The 25,869-nt window shown below is 40.0% G+C and carries 25 protein-coding genes and 1 tRNA gene; all 26 read left to right on the forward strand.

Annotation, left to right across the window (positions count from 1 at the left end):
- Positions 1-105: 105 nt before the first annotated feature.
- The 26 genes from mnmG to RCP16_RS18950 all read left to right on the forward strand — a co-directional run bounded on the left by mnmG (position 106) and on the right by RCP16_RS18950 (position 25,865).
- Positions 106-1,992, forward strand: a complete 1,887-nt coding sequence (gene mnmG, locus RCP16_RS18825) for a tRNA uridine-5-carboxymethylaminomethyl(34) synthesis enzyme MnmG (protein WP_069326383.1) — start codon at positions 106-108, stop codon at positions 1,990-1,992.
- 3 nt (positions 1,993-1,995) lie between these two features.
- On the forward strand, positions 1,996-2,718 hold the full coding sequence (gene rsmG, locus RCP16_RS18830; protein WP_308641027.1) for a 16S rRNA (guanine(527)-N(7))-methyltransferase RsmG: 723 nt from the start codon (positions 1,996-1,998) through the stop codon (positions 2,716-2,718).
- Positions 2,719-2,998: 280 nt separating this feature from the next.
- Positions 2,999-3,817 carry a nucleoid occlusion protein gene (noc, locus tag RCP16_RS18835; protein WP_069326385.1) on the forward strand — a complete coding sequence of 273 codons (819 nt, stop codon included), beginning with the start codon at positions 2,999-3,001 and terminating at the stop codon, positions 3,815-3,817.
- A gap of 60 nt (positions 3,818-3,877) precedes the next feature.
- Positions 3,878-4,639, forward strand: coding sequence for a ParA family protein (locus RCP16_RS18840; RefSeq protein ID WP_069326386.1), 762 nt, complete (start codon positions 3,878-3,880; stop codon positions 4,637-4,639).
- Positions 4,632-5,480 (forward strand): ParB/RepB/Spo0J family partition protein, encoded by an 849-nt coding sequence (locus RCP16_RS18845; RefSeq protein ID WP_069326387.1) that lies wholly within the window; start codon positions 4,632-4,634, stop codon positions 5,478-5,480. Before RCP16_RS18840 ends, RCP16_RS18845 begins: the two co-directional genes overlap by 8 nt.
- 16 nt (positions 5,481-5,496) lie before the next feature.
- Positions 5,497-6,669: an aminotransferase class V-fold PLP-dependent enzyme gene (locus RCP16_RS18850; RefSeq protein ID WP_308641028.1), complete on the forward strand. Its 1,173-nt coding sequence runs from the start codon at positions 5,497-5,499 to the stop codon at positions 6,667-6,669.
- Between the two features lie 96 nt (positions 6,670-6,765).
- Positions 6,766-7,278 (forward strand): DUF4446 family protein, encoded by a 513-nt coding sequence (locus RCP16_RS18855; protein WP_308641029.1) that lies wholly within the window; start codon positions 6,766-6,768, stop codon positions 7,276-7,278.
- 167 nt (positions 7,279-7,445) lie between these two features.
- Positions 7,446-7,697 carry a putative Se/S carrier protein gene (locus RCP16_RS18860; protein ID WP_069326390.1) on the forward strand — a complete coding sequence of 84 codons (252 nt, stop codon included), beginning with the start codon at positions 7,446-7,448 and terminating at the stop codon, positions 7,695-7,697.
- A gap of 12 nt (positions 7,698-7,709) precedes the next feature.
- Positions 7,710-8,738 (forward strand): mechanosensitive ion channel family protein, encoded by a 1,029-nt coding sequence (locus tag RCP16_RS18865; RefSeq protein ID WP_137224810.1) that lies wholly within the window; start codon positions 7,710-7,712, stop codon positions 8,736-8,738.
- Positions 8,739-8,844: 106 nt separating this feature from the next.
- A complete protein-coding gene (locus tag RCP16_RS18870) occupies positions 8,845-9,063 on the forward strand; it encodes a DUF951 domain-containing protein (protein ID WP_308641030.1) in 219 nt (72 codons plus the stop codon).
- 581 nt (positions 9,064-9,644) lie between these two features.
- Positions 9,645-9,736 (forward strand) — tRNA-Ser (locus tag RCP16_RS18875).
- 232 nt (positions 9,737-9,968) lie between these two features.
- Positions 9,969-10,256: a 30S ribosomal protein S6 gene (gene rpsF / locus RCP16_RS18880; RefSeq protein ID WP_069326393.1), complete on the forward strand. Its 288-nt coding sequence runs from the start codon at positions 9,969-9,971 to the stop codon at positions 10,254-10,256.
- A 39-nt stretch (positions 10,257-10,295) separates the two neighbouring features.
- Positions 10,296-10,805, forward strand: coding sequence for a single-stranded DNA-binding protein (gene ssb, locus RCP16_RS18885; protein WP_069326394.1), 510 nt, complete (start codon positions 10,296-10,298; stop codon positions 10,803-10,805).
- A 21-nt stretch (positions 10,806-10,826) separates the two neighbouring features.
- Positions 10,827-11,102 carry a 30S ribosomal protein S18 gene (rpsR, locus tag RCP16_RS18890; protein WP_069326395.1) on the forward strand — a complete coding sequence of 92 codons (276 nt, stop codon included), beginning with the start codon at positions 10,827-10,829 and terminating at the stop codon, positions 11,100-11,102.
- 225 nt (positions 11,103-11,327) lie between these two features.
- Positions 11,328-12,350 (forward strand): LCP family protein, encoded by a 1,023-nt coding sequence (locus RCP16_RS18895; RefSeq protein WP_069326396.1) that lies wholly within the window; start codon positions 11,328-11,330, stop codon positions 12,348-12,350.
- 168 nt (positions 12,351-12,518) lie between these two features.
- The gene (locus RCP16_RS18900; RefSeq protein WP_069326397.1) at positions 12,519-12,977 is read left to right on the forward strand and encodes a CBS domain-containing protein; all 459 of its coding nucleotides are present in this window, start codon (positions 12,519-12,521) and stop codon (positions 12,975-12,977) included.
- 96 nt (positions 12,978-13,073) lie between these two features.
- Complete coding sequence (locus RCP16_RS18905) at positions 13,074-14,021, forward strand: DUF2232 domain-containing protein (RefSeq protein WP_245703419.1); 948 nt, start codon at positions 13,074-13,076, stop codon at positions 14,019-14,021.
- A gap of 11 nt (positions 14,022-14,032) precedes the next feature.
- A complete protein-coding gene (locus tag RCP16_RS18910; RefSeq protein WP_069326399.1) occupies positions 14,033-16,027 on the forward strand; it encodes a DHH family phosphoesterase in 1,995 nt (664 codons plus the stop codon).
- Positions 16,024-16,467: a 50S ribosomal protein L9 gene (rplI, locus tag RCP16_RS18915; protein WP_069326400.1), complete on the forward strand. Its 444-nt coding sequence runs from the start codon at positions 16,024-16,026 to the stop codon at positions 16,465-16,467. The genes RCP16_RS18910 and rplI overlap by 4 nt, the downstream gene beginning before the upstream one ends.
- Before the next feature lie 2 nt (positions 16,468-16,469).
- Positions 16,470-17,831 carry a replicative DNA helicase gene (dnaB, locus tag RCP16_RS18920; protein WP_069326401.1) on the forward strand — a complete coding sequence of 454 codons (1,362 nt, stop codon included), beginning with the start codon at positions 16,470-16,472 and terminating at the stop codon, positions 17,829-17,831.
- Positions 17,832-17,939: 108 nt separating this feature from the next.
- Entirely contained in the window at positions 17,940-18,329 is a 390-nt protein-coding gene (locus RCP16_RS18925) for a GNAT family N-acetyltransferase (protein WP_308641031.1), read from the forward strand.
- 316 nt (positions 18,330-18,645) lie between these two features.
- The gene (locus tag RCP16_RS18930) at positions 18,646-19,932 is read left to right on the forward strand and encodes an adenylosuccinate synthase (protein ID WP_069326405.1); all 1,287 of its coding nucleotides are present in this window, start codon (positions 18,646-18,648) and stop codon (positions 19,930-19,932) included.
- A 310-nt stretch (positions 19,933-20,242) separates the two neighbouring features.
- On the forward strand, positions 20,243-21,796 hold the full coding sequence (locus RCP16_RS18935; RefSeq protein WP_069326406.1) for a peptidoglycan DD-metalloendopeptidase family protein: 1,554 nt from the start codon (positions 20,243-20,245) through the stop codon (positions 21,794-21,796).
- A 160-nt stretch (positions 21,797-21,956) separates the two neighbouring features.
- Positions 21,957-22,685 (forward strand): response regulator YycF, encoded by a 729-nt coding sequence (gene yycF, locus RCP16_RS18940; RefSeq protein WP_137224800.1) that lies wholly within the window; start codon positions 21,957-21,959, stop codon positions 22,683-22,685.
- Between the two features lies 1 nt (position 22,686).
- The gene (walK, locus tag RCP16_RS18945) at positions 22,687-24,537 is read left to right on the forward strand and encodes a cell wall metabolism sensor histidine kinase WalK (RefSeq protein WP_083243350.1); all 1,851 of its coding nucleotides are present in this window, start codon (positions 22,687-22,689) and stop codon (positions 24,535-24,537) included.
- The gene (locus RCP16_RS18950) at positions 24,534-25,865 is read left to right on the forward strand and encodes a YycH family regulatory protein (protein WP_308641032.1); all 1,332 of its coding nucleotides are present in this window, start codon (positions 24,534-24,536) and stop codon (positions 25,863-25,865) included. Before walK ends, RCP16_RS18950 begins: the two co-directional genes overlap by 4 nt.
- Positions 25,866-25,869 lie beyond the last annotated feature (4 nt).

Raw genomic sequence — 25,869 nt, forward strand, 5'->3', positions numbered from 1 at the left:
GAGTGTAGGCTTGAACATGAATGATGATGACTTGAGCAATAAATAATATAATGTTTAGTTATGCAGGAAGTCTGTATGGCTTGAAATATAGAGGAGGTACACTCCATGACATATATGGGTGGAGAATATGATGTTATTGTAATCGGTGCAGGGCATGCAGGTTGTGAATCAGCACTAGCAGCAGCACGTATGGGATGCAGTACATTGATGATTACGATCAATCTGGATATGGTGGCATTTATGCCATGTAATCCTTCTATAGGTGGTCCGGCTAAAGGGCATGTGGTACGTGAAATCGATGCACTTGGCGGCGAAATGGGACGCAATATCGATAAAACGTTTATTCAAATGCGGATGTTAAATACAGCTAAAGGTCCTGCTGTACATGCTCTACGTGCACAAGCAGATAAGTTTTCTTATCAGCATACAATGAAAGAAACGATGGAAGAAGAACCGAATTTGACGTTGCGTCAAGGGATGGTAGAGCGTCTGATCGTGGAAGATGGACATTGTACAGGAGTAATCACCAAAACAGGTACAACATACAAAGCTAAATCGATTGTTTTAACAACAGGCACGTATTTACGTGGTAAAGTGATTATGGGCGAATTGGCTTATGAAAGTGGCCCAAATAATCAACAACCTTCAATCAAATTATCGGAGCATTTGAAAGAGCTAGGGTTTGAATTGGTTCGTTTTAAAACAGGTACACCTCCACGTGTTCATCGTGATAGTATCGACTTTTCTAAAACTGAAATTCAACCAGGCGATGATAAAGTTAAATTTTTCTCTTATGAAACAGAGTCATCAAGCAATGAGCAAATGCCTTGCTGGTTAACATATACTTCTCTAGAAACGCACCAGATCATCAGCGACAATCTTCACCGTGCACCGATGTTCTCTGGAATGATCGAAGGTACAGGACCTCGTTATTGTCCATCTATTGAAGATAAAATTGTTCGTTTTAGCGATAAACCGAAGCATCAAATTTTCTTAGAACCGGAAGGCAAAAACACATCTGAATATTATGTACAAGGTCTATCTACTAGCTTACCTGAAGAAGTACAATTGCAAGTATTGCGCTCAATTCCGGGGTTGGAAAAAGTAGAAATGATGCGTAACGGATATGCGATCGAATATGATGCAATGGTGCCTACACAATTGTGGCCAACGTTAGAAACTAAAAAAATGCCGGGTTTATTCACAGCTGGACAAATTAATGGTACTTCTGGTTATGAAGAAGCAGCAGGTCAAGGGATTATGGCTGGAATCAATGCTGCGCGCAAAGCACAAGGTAAAGAAGGCGTGGTATTGGATCGTTCACAAGGGTATATCGGTGTATTGATTGACGACCTGGTGACTAAAGGAACAAATGAACCTTACCGTCTACTGACTTCTCGTGCAGAATATCGCTTATTGCTTCGTCATGATAATGCAGATATGCGTTTAACTGATATTGGACATGAGATTGGTCTAATTAAAGAAGAGCGTTATCAGAGATTTTTGGACAAAAAAGCTAAAGTAGACCAAGAAGTTAAACGTCTTAGCAAAACAAAAGTAAAACCTGTTGAGATCAATGAACTGTTAGCAACAGTAGATTCATCAGCACTACAAAATGGTGTGGATCTTTTGACCGTTCTTCGTCGTCCAGAAGTATCGTATAGCATTATTGAAGCTGTATCGCCTTCACCAGAGCCTTTGACAGAAGATATGAAAGAACAAGTAGAGATTCAGATTAAATATGCAGGTTATATTGAAAAACAACAATCGCATGTGGAACGTCTGAAAAAGATGGAACAAAAGAAATTGCCTGAAACGATTGTCTATGAAGAAGTTAAAGGATTGGCTACAGAAGCACAGCAAAAAATGGCTAAGATTCGTCCATTATCGATCGGACAAGCTTCACGAATCTCAGGCGTAACACCAGCAGATATTTCAGTTCTACTTGTATATCTGGAACACTATAATCGGGTAACCGCAGCACGGGGGTAACAAATGGATTCAATTCAACAGCATTTTACAGAAACGTTAGCAGCACAAAATATCGAAATTAATGAGCAACAGTTAGAGCAGTTTGAAGGGTATTATCAAGAGCTGATTACCTGGAATGAAAAAATGAATTTGACTGGAATCACAGATCGTGATCAAGTGTATAACAAGCATTTCTATGATTCGATTTCACTTGCTTTTTATATGGATCTCAATGAAATACAGACGCTTGCTGATATTGGCTCAGGTGCTGGATTTCCAGGGATTCCACTTAAAATCATGTTCCCACATATCCAGCTACGGATTATTGATTCGCTCAATAAACGTATTCAATTTTTGCAAAGTGTTGTGAATCGTCTTGGACTGCAAAATGTCGAGTTGATTCATGGACGCGCAGAAGAGTGGGGACAAAAAGAAGGATATCGTGATCATCATGATCTAGTAACGGCTAGAGCAGTGGCTAAACTTTCAGTTCTAAATGAATTCTGCTTACCTTTTGTCAAAACAGGCGGTACATTTGCAGCGATGAAAGGGATCGATCCGGCAGAAGAAATTCAGCATGCTTTTCGCAGTCTAGGATTGTTGAAAGGAAAAGTTCGTGAAGTTCATCATTTCCAATTGCCTGTTGAAGAATCAGATCGCCATATTATTCTGATTAACAAAGAAGCAGCGACTCCAGCGAGATATCCGCGTAAAGCAGGTACACCGATGAAAGAGCCGTTAGGTTAATATTGATCTATCATTTATTAGCGTTATTATAGTGTTCGTAAAGAGTTGTATAGCAGTGTTTCACGTGGAACATTCGCTATACAACTTTTTGTTATGTTTGAATATAGAATGCTATAATTTTAGTCACAATTTTTGTTGTTCTATCATAGGATTATGACTTGAAAAGTGCTAAAATAAATAGATGGAAGTATGAGGAAAACAGATCAATGTACGATCCGTATTATCAAGTGCACCTGTGCTTCAGGTGTTGCTATCATGAGATTAGGTGGTCTTATACCGAATGAAAGAACAATTTTCCAAATTGTTTGGCTTGACTGAACGCGCAAATGGGGAAGAAGTCAAACAGGTACCGGTCGCTAATATCACAACCAGCCCGTATCAACCCCGTACTATTTTTGATGATGCCAAAATCGAAGAATTGTGCCAGACGATCAAAACTCATGGTGTAATTCAGCCTATTGTTGTACGTATGCGTAATGGAAAGTATGAAATTATTGCAGGTGAACGACGTTGGCGAGCAGTGACCAAATTAGGTCTACCTACGATTCCAGCGATTGTTCGTGAGTTCAATGATTCACAAGCAGCTTCTATTGCTTTAATTGAAAACCTGCAACGTGAAGGATTAACTGCGATTGAAGAAGCTTTTGCTTATCAGAAATTGATTGATCTGCATGATCTTACTCAGGAAAGTCTGGCACAACGTTTAGGCAAAAGCCAATCTACGATTGCCAACAAAATTCGGTTATTGAATTTACCTGAAGTGATCAAACAAGCCCTAATGTCCCGTCAAGTCACAGAAAGACATGCTAGAGCATTATTGTCACTTGGAAGTGAAGAATTACAGCTTCGTGTGTTGAACGAAATTATTGAGAAAGAACTCAATGTAAAGCAGACAGAAGCCAGAGTGGCTTTTTATAAAGAAAAAACAAAAACAGTCAAAAAATCGAAACGAATCTCTTATACCAAAGATGTACGTCTAGCTTTGAATACGATTCGTCAATCGATAGATCTTGTGTCTGGCTCAGGGCTTGCGATCAATACGTCTGAACAAGATCACGAAGACCATTATGAAATAGTGATTAAGATACCAAAACGCTGATCGGACATGAAGTGAATTTTTGTTATCATCAAGCGAATTTCATACACTGGGGTGAATGAGTTGTCGAAAATTATAGCTATAGCGAATCAAAAAGGTGGCGTTGGTAAAACAACTACATCTGTCAATCTAGGCGCTTGTTTAGCCACGCTGGGCAAACGTGTTCTGCTGATCGATATTGATCCACAAGGGAATACAACCAGTGGAGTAGGGATCAACAAAGCAGATGTCGAAAACTGCATTTACGATATTATTATCAACGATGTCCCGCCAAAAGAGACGATCAAATCGACAGCAGTTGAAGGATTGCATATTATCCCGGCTACGATTCAGTTAGCAGGAGCAGAAGTGGAATTAGTGCCTGCTATTTCACGAGAATTACGTTTGAAAAATGCAATCAGTCAAGTAAAGCATGATTACGATTATGTACTGATCGATTGTCCACCATCGCTAGGCATTTTGACGATTAATTCATTGACAGCAGCAGATTCAGTGTTGATTCCAATCCAGTGTGAATATTATGCGCTTGAAGGTCTTAGTCAGCTATTGAATACAGTGCGTTTGGTACAAAAACATTTGAATACAGATCTTCAGATTGAAGGCGTATTGTTAACGATGTTGGATGCTCGTACCAATCTGGGCATACAAGTCATCGAAGAAGTAAAAAAATATTTCCAAGATAAAGTATACCGGACTATTATTCCACGTAATGTTCGCTTGAGTGAAGCACCTTCACATGGCAAAGCGATTATTACGTATGATCCTCGTTCTAAAGGAGCAGAAGTTTACTTAGAGCTGGCAAAGGAAGTGGTTTCTTATGAGTAAACGTCTTGGTAAGGGGCTAGATGCATTGATTCCTTCATTGTCTGTCAGCGATGACGATAAAATAGTAGAAGTTAACTTAAAAGAATTACGTCCTAATCCGTATCAACCACGCAAAAATTTTGATCATGAATCGATTCAAGAATTAGCAGAATCGATCAGTCAGCATGGTGTTATTCAGCCTATTATTGTGCGTAAAGTTCTAAAAGGATATGAAATTATTGCTGGCGAACGCCGTTATCGTGCTTCAGAAGTCGCTGGTAAAAAAACGATTCCTACAGTTATTCGTAGTTTCACTGATCAACAAGTAATGGAAATTGCATTGATTGAAAATGTACAACGTGAAAACTTGAATGCACTTGAAGTAGCGACTGCTTATCAAGCGTTGATGGAAGAATTCAAAATGACGCAAGAAGAACTGGCGACTAAAGTGGGAAAATCACGCTCGCATATCGCTAACTTTTTACGATTATTGTCGTTACCTGATGAAGTGAAAGAATATGTTTCACGTGGAACATTGTCGATGGGACATGCACGATCATTAGTCAGTGTCAAAAAACAAGAAATAATTATTGCTTTAGCTAATAAAGCGATAGAGCAATCATGGAATGTACGTCAATTGGAAGAAGCTGTACAGAACCTTGATAAAAAGAAAGATGATTCTGCTAAAAGTAAAATCAAAAAATCAGATCCTTATCTGGTGGATGTAGAAGAGACTTTACGGGATCGTTTTCAAACGACTGTCAAAATCAAACATAGTCAAAAAGACAAAGGTAAAATTGAATTGAATTACTACAGCAAGCAAGATCTAGAGCGACTGTTAGAAATGCTAAATCAGTTGTAAACGGGAGGCTTTTATATTGTCATCTCAAGATCATGAGACTCAACCGATCATTTATCTGGATCATGCAGCCACTTCTTTTCCAAAGCCGCCTGAAGTGAGTCAAGCATTGTTGTATGCCTTGGAGCAAGCTTCAGCTAATCCCGGGCGAGGTAGTCATCGGATGGCTGTTCAAGCTAGTCGTGAGTTATTTCAATGTCGCAAAACATTATCCAAACTTCTGGATGTACATAATCCTGTAGATATTGCATTTACAGCCAATACTACAGTAGCTTTGAATATGGCTATTCAAGGTTATCTAGAAGCAGGAGATCATGTGATCTCTACGATGACAGAACACAACTCGGTACGTCGACCTTTAGAAGCTCTTAAGCGCAGTATAGGGATAGAAGTTACTTATATTGCTGTTGATGCTCAAGGGGAGATCAACTTAGCTGAAGTTAACCAAGCTTTTACGCCGCGAACGCGGCTTTTGGTATGTAATCATAGTTCGAATCTGTTAGGCAGTATATTACCGATTGCTGAATTGTCGAGTATAGCTCATGATCATGGTGCCAAAATACTAGTTGATATCGCTCAAAGTGCAGGACATATTCCTGTACATTTATCCCAATGGAAAATTGATATGGCTGCTTTTCCAGGTCATAAAGGATTGCTTGGGCCGCAAGGAACAGGTGGATTGTATATAGCTCCTGATATGGATCTGAACCCTTGGATATATGGAGGCACTGGTAGCCAGTCAGAAGAGATTAACCAACCGAATGTAAGACCTGACCGCTATGAAGCAGGAACGCCCAATACGCCGGGCATAGCAGGTCTACAAGCAGGAGCTCGTTATGTACTGGAGCGTTCTGTTACCAAAATCGCTGAAGAAGAACAAATATTAACTCAAATGATGATCAAAAAGTTATTAAATATACAGGGTGTACATGTACTGGGACCTGAAATTGGCAAAGAACGTACAGGTATTGTATCTTTTATAATGGAGTATAAAGACAGTGCAGAGATCGCTTTTCGCTTAGATCGAGAATTTGGTATAGCCGTACGCGCAGGTATGCATTGTACTCCACTGGCACATATAGCAGCAGGCACACTTGCTACAGGGGCAGTACGTGCTAGTGTAGGCTACCGATCAACATCAAATGATATAGATCGACTGATCGAAGCTATTCAATATATTGATCGTACTTGAGCCAAAGTAGTTGTAGACGAATAATAAAATGTTCTAACTAAGCTTATTAGAAAATATAAATAGCAACAAAAGAAGGAAAGAGGAGAGCAGACAACGATGGCGGAATTGAATGGACTGATAGCAGAACAGTTGTATTTGTTTGTAGGAGGTATAGCAATTATCATGATTATTTTCTTGATTATTGCTATTGTGCAAGCAGTCAAATTAAGCAAAATGCGCAAACGGTACAATCAGATGATGGCAGGCAGTGGAGTAGAAAACTTAGAAACATTATTGCTAGACTTAAAATTGCAAATGGATTCAATCGAAGATGATGAGCAAAACAAACGGGATCGTTTTCAAGCGATCGAACATCGTTTGCGTCAAGTACCGGCACATATTGGTATGAAACGATACAATGCTTTTTCGGAGCATGGTAGTGATCTTAGTTTTTCATTAGCGATTCTCAATGATGAATCAGACGGTGTTATTCTTACAGGGCTTCACAATCGAGATAGCTCTTATATGTATGCGAAACCGATTGTCAAAAGCGAATCTACCTACAACCTGTCTCCTGAAGAAAAAGAAGCCATTCAACTTGCTAAATCACCTGCATCAACCAAAGTATAATTTAGATTCAAATACGATAGGAACGCCGTCATTTACAACAAGATGCTAACATAGCTCTTATTGTGGATGGCGGCGATTTTGTATCTATAGGCAGATACGTGTAAGCTTTAAGAAAGAAGTTGGGTTATTGGTAGGGACATCGATAGTAAAAGGGGGTAAAGAAAAAGATGGATGGTATACTGGTGATTGCTTTTGATTCTACGCAGCAAGCTTTACGTGCGGAGATGTTACTGGAATATGCAGATATTGAAAATGATATGTTCCCTACACCTAAAGAAATTACAGCGGGTTGTGCATTATGTATCCAGTTTCCAGAAGCTGATTTGCCAGAAGTGAGCGAAATTATCCAAACAGAACAAGTAGATATTCGAGGCATTTTCAAATATCAACAACAGACATATGAGCAGATTGTGTTATAGGAGGGTGAAAGAATGAAAGGATTTTTAAGTGAACAAACAGGTGGTCAGGATATTCAACAATTAACTGAATCAGCGACAGATCAAGTGAGTGGATTTACAAGTGGCTTGTGGAAATGGGCAAGCGATACCGATATGTGGTGGCAGTTTTTATTTTCCAGTATTCGTATCGTTTTGATTTTTATACTGACTCAAATCGCTATCAAGGTGATAAGCAAAGTCATTGAGCGTTCTTTGCAAGGGAAAGATAAAACTAGACTCAGAACAAATCCAAGACGATTTATTACAATTGGCGAATTATTAAAAAATGTAGTTTCTAGTGTGTTTAACTTTATTATGATCATGTTAGTGTTGAATGAATTTGGATTTAATCTGACCCCGCTATTAACAGGAGCCGGTGTAGCAGGTTTAGCGATCAGTTTTGGTGCTCAAAGTATTGTAAAAGATATTATTACAGGATTCTTTATTATTTTCGAAGATCAATTTGCTGTAGGTGATGTCATTCAGGTCGGACTGTATAAAGGAACCGTACAGATGGTCGGATTACGTACAACACGTCTGGTGAGCTGGAATGGCGAGGTAAACATTATTCCTAACGGATCAATTATCAGTGTAACCAACTTTTCACTTTCAAATTCATTAGCCGTTGTCGATGTGCCTCTAAAATTAGAACGTAGTATGGATGATGCATTGAAATTAGTCAAACAAGCGGTAGAAGAATTGAAAGACGATCATCCAGAAATGTTGAAAATGCCAGAAGTATTAGGGATTCAATCATTAACAACAGCAGAGTATGCGATTAGGATTGTGGCTGAGTGTCAGCCAAACTCAAGAGCAGGTGTAGAGCGTGCGGTACAAACAGCTGTGAAAAAAGCATTGGATCATGAAGAGGAAGAACGCTTATTATTAGAAGCCAAACAGCAAGAAGAAGAGGCTCAAAAAGCAAAAGAACAAGAAGCAGCGGATCGACCGTTACAAGGTGAGGGAGAACTTGAATCGCAAGTCAAAGACAAACGCGATGAAAATATATCAAATGATCAATAAAAAGAATGATTGAAATAATATAAACATGTGGATAAGTTTGCTAGAATATAACAGTATAGTACGATAGAGAAAGTTATGATGATAAGGATATGTGGAGGGTGAAGAAATGGAACGTAAGGTTTTTCAATTGGGCGATATTGTGCAAATGAAAAAGCCACATCCTTGTGGAAGTAATGAGATGGAGATTATACGGATGGGGATGGATATCCGTATAAAATGCGTGGGATGCAAGCATAGTGTATTAGTACCTAGAGCCAAATTTGAGAAAAATATGAAAAAGGTATTACGATCGGTTGAGGGTGAAATACAACCAGCCAGTGAGTAAGAAGCAAAGATAATTTATCAACAGAAAACAAAGAAGAAAATAGTATTTTAAAGGTTATCCACAGTGGATAACCTTTTTTATTTGCTGTATAGCATGATTGTGTATAACTTTATAAGCAGATATGATCGATTGCATAATGAGTTAGTAGAATATAACAGGCAGCGATCAAAGGCAAGTTTTATGAAGCAAATGACTTAAATAGATCCAAGTAAAGGGACAATAACATACGAGTGAAGGGGGTTTATTTGATTCCTTTTAAAAAGGAACAAGCTGATTAGGATGAGGGAGTAGGAGAGAAGTAAATTAACACTATTAATCGTACAATCAGAGAGAATAACGCTATATTCATTGAAATTCATAAAAATGCATAGACTGTATAAAGCTTTGCCTAATGGCAATAAGTGAGCTAAAACTGTTATAGTACAGAATGAATTATCAAGGAATATCACAAATGAATATGTATAAATAAGATTATGACCAGGTACCAATATAGGCGTTAAATCCTGTTCTGTAAAGGGAAATCGATTCTTGCCAACCCAAATATAATGGAGTATAATCAATTCTGTTGTCAACTCGGACGTGGAGAGGTACCCAAGAGGTTATAAGGGGACTGACTCGAAATCAGTTAGGCGCTTCAGGGCGTGCGAGGGTTCGAATCCCTCTCTCTCCGCCACTTCTTTTCCCAATGATTTTTGCAACCTACATATTTGTTTACTAAGCTCTGTCGCAGAATTGCGATGGAGCTTTTTTAATTTCTAACACATATTTTTTCTATAAATATATTTTCTTAAAATAAAGCTTGTATTCATGTACTATAATTTGGTATAATCATATAGTTCGAGTCTATGCTCGTTCCTTGCTCCTGACATTGATTAGGGGCCTTAGTCCAAGAGGAGGTGAAAACTATGCGCAATTATGAAGTGATGTACATTCTTCGTCCTGAACTGGAACAAGAAGCTGTAGATGCAGCTGTTGAGAAGTTCAAAGGCATCATCACAAACGGCGGCGAAATTACAAAGCATGATGTAATGGGTAAACGTCGTCTTGCGTATGAGATCAAGAAAATTCGTGACGGTATCTATGTATTGGTAAACTTCCAATCAGCACCAGAAGTTGTTGCTGAACTAGAACGTCTTATGAAGATTTCTGACGATGTTATTCGTTATCTCATTACTCTTGACGTTACTAAATAATCTGCTTAACTGTAATAACCGTTCGAGGAGGGGATTGGATTGCTAAACCGTGTCATTTTAATCGGCCGGTTAACCAAAGACCCGGAGCTTCGCTATACACCCGCTGGTGTAGCTGTAACCCAGTTCACATTAGCAGTGGATCGTCCTTTTACGAGCCAAGGTGGAGAGCGCGAAGCGGACTTTATCCCGGTCGTCACTTGGAGACAACTGGCTGAAACTTGTGCTAACTATTTACGAAAAGGTCGCTTAACTGCGGTTGAAGGCCGAATTCAAGTACGTAATTATGAGAATAATGAAGGAAAACGTGTATACGTGACTGAAGTTATAGCTGATAATGTTCGTTTCCTTGAGTCTAATCGTGATGGTGGTGGCAGTGGAGGATCTTCCCGTGAAGAGTCTTCTAATAATACTAGCAATAGCGGCGGCGGTAGTAATAACCGTAGCAACTATAATAGTAATAATGGAAACAACAACTCACGAGATAACCAGGACCCATTCTCTGATGACGGTAAACCGATAGATATTTCCGATGATGATTTGCCATTTTAATGAAAGAAAGGACTGAATGATATGAGCTTCAATAGACGCGAAAGCGGCGATGGAGAAGGCAGACGTCCAGGTGGACGCCGTGGCCGTAACAAACGTCGTAAAGTATGTTTTTTCACTGTAAACAAAATTAAGCACATCGACTATAAAGATACGGACTTGCTTCGTAAATTTATCAGCGAACGTGGTAAAATTTTGCCACGCCGTGTAACAGGTACAAGTGCAAAATACCAACGTATGTTGACTATCGCGATTAAACGTTCTCGTCAAATCGCATTGCTACCTTACACAACTGAGTAGTATATATTTATTACTATTATAAATATATGCAGATAAATCGTTGATTTGTCTGTTTCTATAGCGTACAGAATCATGTCTGGATTTCGAAGATGTGATCCTGTGCGCTTTTTATGTTGTAAAAATGTATTTTGAAGTATAATGAGCAAAACCATAAACCTGTGTCATAGTCGTTATCAAACGTTTAATGATGATAATACGGGTCTGTCTGAAAAGAGGAATGGATGAATGGCGAGAAAACGTAAAATAGCTATTGGAGCTGCAATTGCATTAGTGGTCGTAGCTGGAAGCCTGTTTCTGTTACGCAAACCTATCTCTGCATTGATGTTCGATTGGTTCGTAGCGGGCAGTATTGAAGATCAATTAGAGCAGACCTATCAACCTGTACGTCAAATTGGAGGCGAGCAAGAAGCCACCGAAGAACTTCCTGTACTGACAGAGCCGTTTTCGATGTTATTGGTCGGAAGTGATCAGCGAGATAACGAAACAGCACGTTCAGACACCCTTATCTTTGCTGTGATGCGTCCGTTGGAATCTAAAGTGTTATTGATCTCGATTCCACGTGATACGTACACAGAAATTGTAGGCAAAGGCAAAAAAGATAAAATCAATCATGCTTATGCATTCGGCGGTATTGAAATGTCGATGGATACGGTTGAGAATCTAATGGATGAAAAGCTTAATTATTATGCAACGATTAACTTTCAAGGGTTGATCGATTCTGTAGATGCCTTAGGAGGCATAAAATTACCGATAGAAGAAGATATCGTCAATAAAGATCCTAACCATGAGCAGTTTACCATAGAAGGTGGTAAGCCTATTTATACAGGGCAGGATGCGCTTTATTATGTACGCTATCGGGAAGATAGTGATTTTAGACGTACCAAACGTCAGCAGATTTTTTTACAAGCCTTAGCAGATCAAGCGATACAACTTAACCAGATTGAAAAAATTCCTCAATTGTTGACTATTATGGGCAATAATTTCAAAACAGATATGCGCCCACAAACGATTACAGGCTTAGCGAGTCAAATACTGCGTAGTGGTAAGCCTGAAGTGACTTCATTTACGATTGCTGGCGATGGAGAATATGTAGATGGTGTCTATTACGAAGTGCCACGTGAAAGTGAAATTAAAGAAGCACGCGATTTGATCAATGAATGGATGAAATCAGACGCTTCTGATTCCGATATAAATAATAGGGATTCCGCAGACAGAGCCGCTGAGCCTGCTGACTCTCAGATTCACTAACTCGCTTTATTGTAGCGGCGATATCGCTTAAAATAAAAGAGAATCCTGAAACGAAGTATTTCTTATTACGTACTGTACAGGATTGAGCATAAACGTATGGAGTAAGAAATAAGGATTTAGAATAAGATCATGTTAGAGTTTTTGAGATGATGAGAGGAAGGATTTTTCATGAATATTGCGTTTTTTCTGCTACCGAAGCAGGAGGTCGTTTGTGTCACCCTTAATTCGACACTACGTCAGACGCTTGAAAGAATGGAATACCATCGTTATACTTCTGTACCTATGTTGAATAAAGATGGAGGCTACGCAGGTACAGTTACAGAAGGCGATCTGCTATGGTTTATGAAAAATTCAGAAGGTAAAGTGACTTTTGAGAACGCTTCTAAATTTCTCATGTCAGATGTACCTTTGCAAAAAGATAATAAACCTGTATCGATCGATGCCAATATGGAAGATTTGATCAATCTGGCAAAAGTGCAGAACTTTGTACCAGTTGTCGATGATATGAATCGTTTTATCGGTATTGTTAGACGTAGTCAGATTATAGAATATTGTGAGCAATTTGTACGTAGCGGGGAGTATAGCCCTGAAAAATCAAGAATGGCTAAGAATATGAAAGTTACGTAAGCGGTATTGATAAATCGATGTGTGTTTATTGGCGTTTATGCTATAATGATGAGTAAATCTTTTTTAGCTAATTGCTGAATAACATGTAGGTAAGAGGTGAATGTTTTGAAATTGCGCTGGACATCGGTGGCATGGAGTATAGCTTATTTGCTTCTGTTGCTGTCTTTATTAACTTCATTATCCATTATAACGATATTTTTTCTGATTGTGCCTGTAGTCGTGCTGTACTCGACACTAAACCTGCGCCAATTCATTATGCACCTGGTTCCGATCTGGTTGATTACGATGATCGTAGCGATTCAACTGGAAGGTAGGTTAGGCATTTATGTAGCGGTACTTGGTATATTCTTTATGGTACCTGGTATTGTTATGGGACGATTGTACAAGAAAAATGCTTCTGCTTTGCGAGTCATATTTACGACAGGCATCACCACCCTTGTAGAAATGTTGCTATTGCTAATTTTTGCTACTGTCGTTTATAAGTTTAATCTCGCCGTCTATGTTAAAGATATTGTAGAATTCTCGGTAGCTCCTATGCGAGCGATGGCAGATATCAATCCAGATATTGCTGATATTTTCTCACCGGAATTTGTGCGTGGATTATGGAACTATACGCTACAAATGATTCCTTTCGCATTGATTATCAGCTCATTTACAATGGTTGTGATTACCCATGCGATCTGTCGTCCAATTTTGGAAAGTATGAATTATTCGGTTTCTAAATTAAGACCTGCGCGTGAGTGGAGATTACCACGTTCTTTGATCTGGTATTATTTGCTTGCTGTACTTTTAGAGTATTTCGTAGCTAGCAATATAACAGGTGTATTGGCAGCGTTTGTGCTTAACTTTATGCCGCTGGTACATATTGCATTTACGATCCAAACGATCGGATTTGTATTCTTTATGGCGCATCATCGGAAATGGAATTCGTTTCTTCCGTTTCTATTATCTCTAGTGGTGGTATTGATTCCTCCACTTCGGATTGTTGGTATTATCGATCTAGCTTTCCCGCTCCGCGAATATATTACGAGACCGAAACGGTAAGGTGATGAATGATGCCTAATTTTTTGTTAAACCGCTGGCATGGTTATCGAACAGTATGGGCATCTCTGCTTATGCTGGTTCTGGTCATTTTGCTGTCTTGGTTCAATTGGATTATCGGACTGGCTGCACTTTGCTGTGTGATTTTGTTCGGTGTGTCTTTACTTCGTGCAGAGCTTACATTTCGACGGGAATTAGATGAGTATATTGCTGGATTATCTTTTCGGATCAGGCGTGTAGAAGAGGAAGCGGTCAGTACGCTTCCTTTTGGTCTTATTTTGTACGACAATCAATATACAGTTGAATGGCATAATCGGTATATCGGAAGTATGTTTGGTCGCAAAACGTTAGTCGGTACATCGCTTGAAGAATGTTTTCCTCGATTTGTGGATGCTTATCAGCAGGCTAAAGAAGAAGCGCGTAAAGAATCTTCGAAAGAAGTACGCTTTGAATTGCCACATGGACATTTGACGATCGAATTGATTATTTTACCGGATGAACGATTGATTTATTTGCAAGATGTAACGACATTTGCCGATCTGCGTGATCGTCATGAAGAAGAACGTCTAGCACTGGGCATTGTATTTTTAGATAATTTTGATGAAGCTTCACAAGGTATGGATGATCAACAACGGACTAGCTTAATCGCTCGTGTAGCGACACGAATTACTGATTGGGCTAAAAATTACGGCATTTATGTAAGACGATTATCCTCTGAGCGTTACTTATTGTTACTGAATCAGAAATCATTACGTGAATTGGAACAAAGTCGATTTGTGATTTTGGATGAGATTCGAGAAATGACAGCTGATCTCAAAGTGCCATTAACACTTAGTGTAGGTGTAGGATTCGGGGCAGGTAGTATCAGTGAGCTTGGTGAACTGGCACAATCCAGTCTGGATATGGCACTAGGACGCGGTGGAGATCAGGCAGCAGTCAAAGCAGATCAACGTCTATCCTTTTATGGTGGGAAGTCTAATGCAGTAGAGAAGCGTACCAGAGTACGTGCACGTGTTATTGCTCATGCGCTACGTGATCTCATGCTAGATAGTGATCAAGTTCTTATTATGGGTCACAAAATACCGGATATGGATGTTGTCGGTGCAGCGATCGGAATGCTCAAAGCAGCAGATATGTACGATGTAGATGCGTATATTGTGCTGGATAAAGTGAATCCATCAATTGAGAAAATGATGGAACGGATCGAACTGGATGAGCGCTTATCGGTACGCTTTATTACACCGGATGAAGCACTCAATGCGATGACTGAACAGACATTATTAGTTGTAGTCGATACGCATAAATCTTCGATGACGATTGAGCCGAAGTTAGTCGATCGGGCGAAGCGTGTTGTCGTAGTGGATCATCATCGTCGCGGAGAAGAATTTATCAATGATGCTGTTCTGGTCTATCTGGAGCCGTATGCTTCTTCTACCTGTGAACTTGTGACCGAGCTATTGCAATATATTCATGATAAAGTACAATTTACAACACTGGAAGCCACTTCGCTTCTAGCAGGTATTATTGTAGATACGAAGCATTTTGCACTACATACCGGTTCACGTACATTTGAAGCGGCAGGATTTTTACGTCGTAATGGTGCGGATACCGTATTGGTACAGCGAATGCTTAAAGAAGATTTAGGTGATTATATCGCCAAAGCTGAAATTATCAAACACGCCAAAATTATTCATAACCATGTGGCATTAGCTGTAACCGAACCAGGTCATCAGGTTCCGCAATTGCTGATTGCACAGGTAGCAGATTCGCTGCTAAATATGAATAATGTACATGCTTCATTTGTGATTAGCGAGCGAATGGACGGCTTGATTGGAATTAGTGCCCGTTCTCTTGGTAAAATGAATGTACAGGTCGTGATGGAACGATTAGGTGGCGGCGGTCATTTGACCAATGCAGCTGTTCAGCTTGAAGGTAGTATTGAATATGCGGAGTCACGACTTCGTGAAGTACTAGATCAAATGGAAAAGGAAGAGGGGTTATTTGAATGAAAATTATTTTTCTGAAAGACGTAAAAGGTAGCGGTAAAAAAGGTGAAGTAAAAGAGGTGGCAGACGGTTACGCACAAAACTTCTTGATCAAAAACGGTCATGCTAAACCAGCAACAGGTGGTAATGTTAAAATTCTTGAAAATCAAGCAGCAGCGGTAGAACGCCAAAAGCAAGAAGAAAAAGAAGAAGCAGAAGTACTAGCTAAACAATTAGAAGCTTTGACGATTGATTTGAAAGCTAAATCAGGTGAAGGTGGACGCTTATTCGGAGCGATTACCAGCAAACAAATCGCAGAAGCTTTGAGCAAACAAGGACATAAAGTCGACAAACGTAAAATTGAATTGGATGAGCCTATTCGTACACTGGGTGTAACACAAGTTGCTGTAAAATTACATCATGATGTTAAAGCAACGCTCAAAGTCCAAGTTACTGAGGAGTAAAAATGGGCGGCGAAATGTTTTACGATCGGGTTCCGCCACAGAATGTAGAAGCGGAACAGGCGGCACTCGGAGCGATCTTGCTTCAGTCGGAAGCGTTAATTACAGTGATGGAACGGGTAGACAGCGAGGATTTTTACGATAAATCACACCAACTGATCTATGAAGCAATGGTTAATCTCGGTGAAGAAAATCAGCCGATAGATCTGATTACATTAACTTCGTTATTACAAGATCGATCACAGTTAGAAGATATTGGCGGCGTTAGTTATCTGGCGAAGCTTGCTCATGCAGTTCCAACAGCAGCTAACGTTGATTATTACGCTCAAATTATCGAAGAAAAGTCGATGTTACGTCGATTGATTCGAACTGCAACACAGATCGTAAGCGAAGGATATGGTGGCGGCGAAGATGTCGGCAGTATGCTTGGCGATGCCGAACGACGGATTTTGGAAATTTCCAATCGTCGTACAGGTAGTGGCTTTATCGCGATTCGTGATGTGTTGATGGAAGTATTTGAACGGGTTGAAATTTTACATCAGAACAGTGGAAATACAACAGGTATTCCGTCTGGATTCGTTGATTTGGATAAAATGACAGCTGGATTTCAGCGAAGCGATTTGATTATTGTGGCTGCTCGTCCTTCGGTAGGTAAAACGGCATTTGCACTAAATATTGCGCAAAATGTAGCGGTACGTGCCAAAGAAACGGTAGCTATTTTCAGTCTAGAGATGTCGGCTGCACAGCTGGTACAACGTATGATCTGTGCGGAAGCCAATCTGGATGCGAATGTAATGCGTACCGGTGAATTCAAAGGTGATGAAGATTGGGCAAAGCTCACGATGGGGATTTCTTCTCTGTCTGAAGCCGAAATCTATATTGATGATACACCCGGAATTACCGTTTCAGAGATTCGTGCTAAATGTCGTCGTCTGAAAAAAGAAAAAGGTCTGGGTATGATCGTAATTGATTATCTTCAGCTCATTTCGGGACGCGGTAAAGCGGGCGAAAACCGTCAGCAAGAAGTCTCTGAAATCTCGCGTACACTGAAGCAAATTGCTCGTGAATTGTCTGTACCGGTTATTGCCTTGTCTCAGCTAAGTCGTGGTGTAGAGCAACGTCAGGATAAACGTCCGATGATGTCTGACTTGCGGGAATCCGGTTCGATTGAGCAGGATGCGGATATCGTTTCTTTCTTGTATCGTGATGATTATTATAATGCAGATACAGAAAAGAAAAATATTATCGAGATTATTATCGCCAAACAGCGTAATGGTCCGGTAGGTACTGTTGAACTTGTATTTTTGAAAAACTTTAATAAATTCGTGAACTATGAACGTGTGCAATCGGATATGTTTGCAGGTTAGCGATCTGAAATAGAGCTTTGACGGAATAAGAACTCCAATCGTATGGTATTGATATGATGATTGGAGTTCTTATTTTTATGTAAACTATTCATAATGAGGTGTATACAAATGCCTTACGATATACATATTGATTTGCCGATTCAACCTTACGAAGTACCAGATCTGCGTGAAGCGGTGGGGTGGGAGCGTCGAGAGCAAGATTATCCTGCTTTATTAGAACGTTGTCAGTTTTATGCAGGCGCGCGAGATGAACACCAGCGACTAATTGTGTTTGGATATATCTCAGGTATGGGCTTGCAACACGGTTATTTAGAAGATATTCTGATCCATCCGGATTACCGTCATCAGCATCTTGGGACAAGCTTGGTACGTACACTATTACAACAAGCTCGGTACAATCAAATCGAAATTGTAACGTGTACGTTTACAGAAGAACATGCTTATTTTTACCAAAAATGCGGTTTGACGTTGAGTAAAGGTGGAGTATGGAGAAGTTAAGTGAGTATTTCCGAACGATAATATTTTTAATTGAATGTATTGTTCGCTTTTCATTTGACTTTAAAAAAGCAGCCTGTTACACTGATAATGGTGTTGAAAAGCTTACATTGCTTTAGTAAGTCTTTGCGTTACAGCACTGCTACGCCCTTCCACTGCGAAACGGATCATTATCATTGGCGCACGTCTGACCGTTCCTCGCAAGGAAGTTTTCATGCTGTCTGGCTGTTTGCATTATATTCGCTGTTGATCAGTTGTTTTTTTGCAACGGACAGCTCAAATTCACGGTGTATAAAAACACCTACGGAGGAATGATTTCATGTCAACTGTAGTCGTTGTGGGAACGCAATGGGGAGACGAAGGCAAAGGTAAAATTACCGACTATCTTTCAGAGAGTGCTGATCTTGTTGCACGTTATCAAGGTGGTAACAACGCAGGTCACACCATCCTAATCAATGAGAAAAAATTCAAATTAACGATGATTCCTTCTGGAATATTTTACGAAGATAAAGCTTGTGTGATCGGTAACGGTATGGTTATTAATCCATCTGCATTGATCGAAGAAATTAAATATGTGCATGACAATGGGTTTACGACGAAGAACTTAACAATCAGCGATCGTGCTCACGTGATTATGCCTTACCATATGGTACTTGATATTTTGGAAGAAGATCGTAAAGGTCCTAACAAAATTGGTACAACTCGTAAAGGGATTGGTCCTTGTTATATGGATAAAACCGCTCGTTCGGGTATCCGTATTGCTGATTTGATGGATGCAGAAGAATTTGAAATTAAATTGCGTCATCAAGTGAAAGAAAAAAATCAAGTGATTACTCAAGTCTATGGCGGCGAGCCTGTAGAAGTCGAAGAAATCTTGAAAGATTACTTGGAATATGCAGAATTTTTACGTAAGTATGTACAAGATACATCTGTCGTATTGAATGATGCTATTGATGCTGGCAAACGTGTTCTTTTTGAAGGTGCACAAGGTGTGATGCTGGATATCGACCAAGGTACATATCCATTTGTTACTTCATCTAATCCTTCTGCTGGTGGAGTATGTATCGGTTCCGGTGTAGGTCCTTCCAAAATTCAACAAGTCATCGGTGTAGCGAAAGCATACACGACTCGTGTGGGTGATGGTCCGTTCCCTACAGAATTGAATGATGCAACAGGTGATACTATCCGTGAAAAAGGTCATGAATACGGTACAGTAACGGGTCGCCCGCGTCGTGTAGGTTGGTTCGATAGTGTGGTTGTTCGTCATGCTCGTCGTGTAAGTGGAATCACAGGATTGTCTTTGAACTCGTTGGATGTATTAACAGGTCTGGATACAGTTAAAATCTGTACAGGATATAAATACAAAGGTGAGTTTATTACCCACTATCCTGCAAGTCTTAAAATGCTTGCTGAATGTGAAGCAGTATATGAAGAAATGCCAGGTTGGAGCGAAGATATTACAGGCGTGAAGACATTGGACGAATTGCCAGAGTCTACACGTAACTATGTAAGTCGCGTATCTGAACTTACAGGTATTCCAATTGCTATTTTCTCAGTTGGACGTAACCGTGAGCAGACGAATCAAGTAGCACCGATTTATATCTAATATTGCTTTAATCTTAGTAAGTCCTATAGATGAAGCATAAACTATAGCTATATTCAGAGAAGACATCCGTGAGGGTGTCTTTTTTGCTGTTCTTTAATCTAGTTCATTTAGAAGTGAAATGTTAATGAAGAGTAAAGTTGAAAATTTTGTCGAGATTATGGTAAAGTAAACGGGGAGTAGAAAAGGTTAATTTTTTGACACTTTTAAATGACAAATTTTAATAATTAGCATATATCATACACATAATTAACTGAACTTCACTAATAAAGTATCTAACCATGAACAGGGATAAGGATAAAAGGAGACGGTCATGAAAGGGTTTAAAAGTAAACTGGGGATGGGGAACACGCCCGAGCAAGATCAGTCGCGTGATCCACAGTTAGAAGTGCAGAGTGAACAGCAATCTACCGATCAGCCAGAAACATCTTCACCATGGTATACGATCACAGTAGATTCGATTCGTCAGGGAAAACATAAAATGCGTCGTCGGCTGATGATCGCTGCTGGAAGTCTGGTGGTTGTCGGGGGGCTTATTTGGGCAGGTACACAGTATGTGACTGCGAATACAATTCCATATTATGTGGTGTCTGTTAAAGGACAAGCGATTGGAACGATTTTGCATCAAGAAGAATTACAGCAACTCTTTACTACAAAGCGTGCTGCGTATCAAAAGAAATATCCAAAAGCGACAATGGTACTGAACACTAATGGTATAACAACAACTGAAGAACGTGCATATAAAGCACAGGTTAATTCTGCAAATACACTCAAAACACTGGACGGTATGCTAACGGCATATGCTAAAAGTGTAGATGTCAATATAGATGGTAAAGTGATCGGTGTTGTCAAAGATCAAAAAGTGATTGATGCAGCATTAGAACAGGTCAAAAAGAAGTATACGAAAAAAGCAGTATCTGCTAAAGCATCTACCAAAACCTCAAAGAAAGCTTATCCTAAACAAGTCACAGGCTTAGAATCAGTAACATTGAAACAAAAAGTATCAACGACTGAAATCAAAGCTAATCCAAATAAATTGTTAAGCAGTACTCAGTTAGCGAAAGTGATGATGACTGGCGTAGAATCGCCAACTACTTATGTGGTGCGTGAAGGTGATACGATTAGTTCTATTGCAGCAGATCATGATATTACACAAGAAGAGATTTTTGCGAATAATCCGAAAATCGACGAAATGGCGATGCAGATCGGTGATGAACTGATGTTAACTGTGCCGCAACCTCCAATTACTGTAACTACATTTGAAGACTATTCGGAGCAAATTGTGACAGAGCCAGCTGTAGAGATTCGCAAAAGCGAAACGATGCGTGAAGGGGAGTCTAAAGTTGTCGCTCAAGGTAGTAAAGGACTCAAACGAATCGATTATCGTGTGACCAAGCAAAATGGTCAAATGCTTCGCGAAGAATGGTTAGGTCAGGAAGTGACCAAGAAATCATCGCCTAAAGTGATTATAAAGGGTACTAAAGTGGTACAAGGCGAAGGTTCAGGTAATTTCATGTGGCCTGTATCCGGTGCGAGCGTGACCAGTCCGTATGGACAACGTTGGGGCAAAACGCATAAAGGGATCGATCTGGTAGGTAGTTCTTCGGTAATGGCAGCCGATGATGGCGTGGTCAGCTATGCAGGAACGATGACGGGTTATGGAAATGTCATTATTATTAATCATAACAATGGCTATGAGACGCTATATGGTCATTTGAGCCAGATTGATACAAGCACTGGAGCGATTGTCGAGAAAGGACAACATATCGGCGTTATGGGTAACACAGGGCATTCAACAGGAACTCATTTACACTTTGAAGTGCATACAGGTGGGGTGATCCAGAATCCACTAGGATACTTACCATAAATCGAATAGAATGGATTCTATACAGCTTCTATATACTTTGAGTATAGAAGCTGTATTTTTATATCTATAGATTGAAATTGCCTGATACCAATGATGTCGTGGAGTAAAGGGATATGTTAAAATGAAAGCATAACAGGCAGGCATGGGGTGAATAATACAAATGCAGGGAAAAATTTTGGTTGTCGATGATGAACAACCGATCGCAGATATATTAAAATTCAATTTAGAAAAAGAAGGTTATGAAGTTATCTGTGCATTTGATGGAATAACGGCTGTTGAATTAGCATTTGCCGAAGAACCGGATTTGATCTTATTGGATCTGATGTTACCGGGAAAAGACGGCATGGATGTATGTCGGGAAATACGCACACGTATGCATATGCCTATTATTATGTTAACTGCTAAAGATGCTGAGATTGATAAAGTGCTCGGGTTAGAACTAGGTGCAGATGATTATGTCACTAAGCCGTTCAGCACACGCGAATTGTTAGCACGGGTCAAAGCACAGATTCGTCGTCAGCAAAAATTAACAGCTGTACCAACTGCACCAGCTGCCAAAGAAGAAGAGAAAAAAGGGCTCCGTTTGATCGAGCTATTTATTGATACCGATATGTATATGGTGTATAAAGAAAATCAGCCACTTGATCTTACTCATCGCGAATACGAATTGGTGTATTATATGGCGAAAAATGCAGGTCGAGTGATGACTCGTGAACATTTACTGCAAGCGGTATGGGGATTTGAATATTTTGGCGATGTACGTACAGTCGATGTGACGATTCGTCGTTTACGTGAAAAGATTGAAGATGATCCTAGTAAGCCAGAGTATATTTTGACGCGTCGTGGTCTAGGTTATATGATGCGTAGTCCCAAATCAGGAGGACTGTAACGTGAAGCGCAGATTTCCATTGCTTCCAGGGTTCAGCCGTACGATTCAAGCACGGCTGATCATTATTTATGTATTGCTTATTTTGATCGCCATGCAGTTAATCGGCGTTTATTTTGTGAGCGCTATGAAAAATTCATTAACCAGTAATTTTACGCAGGATCTACAAGAACGAGCAGAATTACTTTCTGTGCTGGCTGCAGATAAATGGTCAGGTAGCGGAGAAGCAGGTTCCAATGCGATCAACGATCTGAAGTTGATGGTGGATAATTTGTACAATATGAGTGGAACAGAGATTCAAGAAATCCAAGTGCTGGATATCAGCGGACGAGTTGTGATTTCCTCTCTGGAATCAGGTACCGATTTGGAAGGTCGGCGTAATACACAGACGGTAGTGAGTCGCGCGCTACAAGGGATAAGTGATAACGAAGAGTATATTATTGATGAGACAGGAGAGCGCAAACGTGTTGTTGCCAAGCCCGTAATTAGTGGTGGCAAAACAGTAGGTGCTGTCTATATTGTTGCTTCCATGAAAGAATTATATAGCACGATGAAGCGGATCAATAGTATTTTCCTTTCCGGTATTCTGATTGCACTGGCTTTAACAGCTGTGTTAGGCGTGATTTTAGCGCATACGATTACACAACCAATCAAAGAAATGACCCGCCGAGCCAAAGAAGTAGCGGAAGGGAATTTTGATCATCAGATGACCGTCTATAGTGACGATGAGATTGGTCAGCTTAGTGAAGCTTTTAATTATATGACCAGTCGTCTGCGTGATGCCCTCGCACAGAATGAAGAAGAAAAAGATAAACTGGCTTCTATTCTAAAAAATATGAGCGATGGCGTTGTCGCTACAGATGAGCAAGGACGCGTGATTTTGATGAATCGTGTGGCTGGAACGATGATGAATGTCAGTGAAGAAGAGATCGTAGGCAAAGAATTAGCAGACCTTCTATATCTTCCTGAAAATGAACGTACCAAACTTTTACAGGGTACACTGCGACGCACCGTATTGAAGCTTGGTGAAGAACATGAAGGTAATTCTTCGATTGTACGGGTCACATTCAGTCCGATTCATCGCCGTAAAGAAAGTATTACGGGTATTATTGCCGTTTTACAAGATGTCACGGAGCAAGAAAAGCTTGAAGGAGCACGGCGTGAATTTGTCGCTAATGTATCGCATGAATTGCGTACACCACTGACAACGATTAAGAGCTACACAGAAGCACTGGAGGATGGTGCTTTAGAAGAACGAGCACTTGCAGAGCGATTTATTGGTGTAATCCAAAATGAAACCCAACGTATGATTCGTCTGGTGACCGATTTGCTTCATTTATCACGCTTAGATTCAAGTGAAGCGATGTTACGCAAACAACGTACCGATGTGCGAGAGTTATTAGAAGATACGATTGATCGCTTTTCTGTTCAGATGCAGCAAAAAGATATTAAATCGGCTACCGACCTAGATGCAGATGTAGGTAGTGTGTGGATTGATCGAGATCATATGGATCAAGTGCTCGATAATCTAGTCTCTAATTCGTTAAAATACACACCGGATGGTGGTAAAGTGACACTGGGTGCATACGGTACAGAAGATGGAATGGTCGCTATAACGGTAACTGATACAGGAATAGGTATTCCAAAACAAGACTTGAATCGGATATTTGAACGCTTTTATCGGGTAGACAAAGCACGTTCTCGTAATATGGGGGGAACTGGATTAGGGCTTTCTATTGCCCGGGAAATGGTGCTTGCTCATGAAGGACATATTTCTCTAGAATCCGAGTTTGGACAATGGACCAAAGTGACAGTTACGCTACCTTTGCATGAAGAAGGAGATGGAGCACATTGAGAGAAAATATCAAATCCATCTTACTTGTAGGCTTAATTGTAGTCAGTCTGGTGCAAAGTTATTATTTGATTTATCGGATGCCTGGAGCTGATTCGGTGGCTAATTCGGAAGCCAGTTATGTACAGACCGAAGATATAGGTCCACGTACCAGTATAGAGAATACTATTTTTCCAGATCAGATGATTTTGCATCTCAAAAATAACAAGCATACGGTGTTCTATCCAGCCTCATCGAATTATAATGCCATTTATAGTCGTCTAAAAGGGAGTAATTTTAGTCAGTTTAGACGTCTATCGGTACAGACAGTGAATTGGAATGAAGTTCGTAACGATGCAGGACTGGAAATGACATTCAGTAGTGGTATTCCTGTAAGTCTGTTAGAACGAACGCTTGATATCAGCCCTGATTCCCTATTTGAAGGGGATACCGTCAATCGAATCTGGATCTACAATACAGCCAATAGTACCAAGCCACGCGCTTTCTTTTTCAGTGCGAGTGGAGATGTGGTCTATGAAGCTACAGATCTGGATTGGACAAGCGCTGATATTCAGCAGATGACGTTAATGAATACAACAGCAACCAATTATCTGTATCAAACGAATGGTTATTATATTCCGCAGACAGCACTAGAGATTCAATCGCTAACTTTGAAGCTTGAAATGTACACAACTGAACAGATGCAACGCAATCTGTTTTTCGATCCAGGAGCTACACGTAATATTAATGAGGAAAATGGAACAGAAATCTATACCGATAGTAAGCGAAGTCTACAGGTCGATACCAAGCAGAAATGGATGACATATACCGATCCTACCGCTCCGACAACAGGTACCAATAATGTATCGGATAATGTATTGTCTGCGATTGACTTTGTGAATCAACATGGTGGTTGGCCAGGCTCTTATATGTTAACGATGGATAATAACTCGAACAACAATAAAGAATTTATTTTCCGTCAGTATATTCATTCTTATCCAATCGTCGATACTGAGAAATTAAAGTTCGGGTATATGAAGCTAGTGATGGAACATGGAACCGTATCTTCTTATGAACGCTCGATGTTGTATACAGGTATCAACAATCCGCCCCTCAATGAATCGAATATCTCACGGGCGAAAGTGATTGCGTTACCTGGAGGGAAAGTGTTGCAAAATATGATCAAAGCCCAGATTCCAGCGGATCAGACGATTCGTGATATCTATCCAGCTTATCGTCCAACACTTGGTAATGGAGTAGTCGTACTCAATCCAGTCTGGATGGTGAAGCTACAAGATGGTCAAAGTATCGTCCTAACATCAAGCAATACGTCTATAAGTATGAAAAAATGAACAT

The organism is Paenibacillus nuruki (assembly GCF_963311185.1).
Lineage (GTDB): Bacteria > Bacillota > Bacilli > Paenibacillales > Paenibacillaceae > Saccharibacillus > Saccharibacillus nuruki.